At 60.9% G+C, this 3,145-nt stretch carries 1 protein-coding gene; it reads left to right on the top strand.

The genetic code is table 11. The features are described from left to right. The coding region (locus ABX749_RS27415) for a beta-propeller fold lactonase family protein (protein WP_372898831.1) at window positions 1-3,145 on the top strand (3,145 nt) is incomplete at both ends.

Here is a 3,145-nt window from a genome sequence, read left to right as displayed (position 1 = left end):
GGTGGCCGACACCGACGGTTTTCCCAACGAAGCGTTCTCGGCGTCGTTTCCGCTGGACATCGAGACGTTGGGCTATCCGGGCGTCTGGACGGCGTCGGCACCGCTCGGATCCCGTGTTTACCAAACGTCCATCTCCGGGCTTTGGCACTCCGGCAGCGACGAAGATCGATACCAAATCAATCTGGAATCCGGTCAAACGGTCAGCCTGGTCGTGCAGCCCGCGGCTTTGGCCGGCGACAGCGTTCCCACGCCCAGACTACGCGTCCTCGATCCCACTGGGGCAACCCTCGCGGACGCAACCGCGGCTGCCGGAGAGCCGATCGTCATCAATGCGTTGACCGTTCCTGTCTTCGGGGACTACACCGTCGTGGTCGAGACAGGCTCGGGATTCGGCGGCACGTACGCCTTGCAGCTGGGGCTTTCGACGGTGCTTGAGACGGAACCGTTTTCTTCATCGCTTCGCAACGACACGTTGGCTGACGCCGAAGCGGTCGACACGGGCTGGAGCGTGACGAGCGAATCGGTGTCGCAGGTCGGCGTGGCCGGTTCATTCGACAGCGGCAGCGACAGTGACTGGTTTGCCCTCTCGCTCGATGCCGACGTGCCGACGACGTTTGCGGTCGCATCACCGGGGATGACTCAATCCGGCAACGGTCCGCTGGGGTTGTCGCTGCACGCCGCCGACGGTTCGTCACTGGCGTCGGCAATCGTCGAGGGTGATGATGCTCGGATCGATGACTTTGCCGCCGCGGTCACCGGCACCGTCTATGTGAAGGTGGTCGGCGGGCATTCCGACTATGTGTTGTCCGTGACGTCGGGCGGGACACTGGATCGCGACCGAATCGACGCGGATCTGAACGGATCGATCGACGCCGCCCAAGGTTTGGCGTTGCCCCCAAGCGTGGTCGGGAATCTCGGTGGCGACTTTGCCGCCGGCCCCGGCGTCGACACGACGGAAATCCATCGGACGCAGATTTCGCTGGATTCGTCACCCGAAGGCGACATGATTCGCGACGTCGTCTTCACGCCGGATGGTTCGCGGTACCTGATCGCCCACCGGGACAGCGAGAACGTGCTCATTTACGAGGCTGCGACCGGCAACCTGCTGGCCGAAATCCCGGTCGAAGGCAAGCCGGTTGACCTGGACGTGACTCCCAACGGTGCCTATGCCGTTTCCGCCAACACCGACGGCAACACGGTCACCGTGATCGACTTGGCGACACTGACAAAGATCGCAGACATTGCAACGTCGTCGGCGTGGCCCTATCGCGTCCACACCACGAACGACAGTTCACGGGCCGTCGTGGCGACCGCCGGCGGCGAGTACGTCACGGTTTCGCTGACTACGTTCACCCAAACCCATCAATTTGAAGCTTCCGGGTTAGGTTCCATTTCACGGGCAAGCAGTTTTGGGTACGCCGGACGCTCGCTGTTCCACTACACCGATTTTGTGTTGACGCCCGATGGCACCAAGTTGATTGGTCCGGGGACGGACGTCGCGGGATCCACCGTCGACATTTTTATTTTATCAACGGGCTCGCTCGCCGCGTCGATTCCGGTGCCGGACGAATCGCCGGCGATCTTGTTGACGGCTGACGGCAACACCGTTTACGCGGTCAGCCGACGTTCGGTGTTTGAAAGCACGATCAGCAAAATCAGCCTTGCCGGCAATACGTTGCTTCAAGAGATCAACGGGCCGGGGCTGACGACAAACCATGTCTTGCTCTCTCCCGACGAGCAGCAATTGATCGGCGGTCGCTACGGCTCCTTGCAGTTCATTGATTTGACCGACGGGTCCCGTGCTTCGGTCCAAGCAGGCAACACGAATGGATTCGCGATCAGCGCCGACGGCAACTACGTCTTGGCGGGCGATGTCGTTGATTTGGCGTCAAAAACGAGAGTCAAAACGCTGCCGTATGATTCCTCGATGGACTTCGTGGTGACCAGTCCGACCGAGTCGCGGGGATTGAAGATCAGTCGCTTGCAGAGTGATCAATATTCATGGATCGACATTAGCGGCCCCGCGTCATCGGTCCTGGAAACACGCATCGGTGGATCGGCGATCGAAGGCGACACGCCCGTCGTCATGAGACTCACGGACGACGGATTGACCGCGGTGACGGCGAATTACGCTTCAAAGAATTTGTCCGTCGTCGATTTGGCCGGCAAGTCCGTGACGCGATGGATCGATGTCGGATTCCATGTTGATTCGCTGGCGATCACGCCCGACGGCCGATACGCCATCGCATCGAGCGCCAGCACGTCGAACTCCGTCGTGCTGGTTGATCTGGTCTCCGGCACTGTCGATGCCACGCTGACGGGCATCAACTACTTCCCGCGAGACGTCGCGATCAGCGACGATGGAACGCAGGCCTACGCGGTGACGACGGGACTGACCGATGCCCCCGATTCGCTGTATTTCATCGACGTCGACGGCGCATCATCAAGCGTTGCCGGATCGATCCCGATCGGTGATGCGACCGGCGGAATGTATGATTACACGCGTCTACAACTTTCCCCGGATGGATCGCTGTTGGCGATTCCGGTCACCGGCAGCGGCGATCTGGTGCTGGTCGACACGGCGACGCGGACCGAAATCTCGCGGGTTGCGACCGGAGCGGCGTCGCCCACCGAAGTTCTTTTTTCGCCTGATGGATCGCTGTTGTTTGTCCGTCATCAATCCGGCAATGGTCTCTCGGCGATTCGCATCGATGGCGCCAACTCGAATTTGCAAACCGTCATCACGGAGATCCCGAGCCCGGCTGCGATGACGATTGATGCCGCCGGTGACTACTTGTACGTCGCGACATCGCTGTACCGCAGAAACAACGAAGTCCATGTCGTGGATGTTCGGTCGCTGGACGTGGTCCAAACGGTGTCGTTGAGCAGCGACGCTCGACCGACGCGGATGCACCACGACGGCAACGTCATTTACTTGCTGGCGAGTGAAGAATTTACCCCGCGGGTGTTTGCGGCCGACGCCAGCGATACGTTGATGCGGATCTTTGCCGCGGGCGTCGATTCGGAGTTGGTGGACGCGACGCCCTTGGGCGGACGTGCCCGCCTGGTCAGCTACAGCCCGCCGTTGCAGTCGGCGTTGGCCGCCTCGCAAGATCAAGACACGATCGAAGTCATCGATTTCAGC

This window comes from Stieleria sp. (genome assembly GCF_041595215.1).
Classification (GTDB): domain Bacteria; phylum Planctomycetota; class Planctomycetia; order Pirellulales; family Pirellulaceae; genus Stieleria; species Stieleria magnilauensis.
The sequence above is the reverse complement of the archived record's forward strand: the minus strand, read 5'-3'. Positions and strand labels throughout refer to the sequence as shown.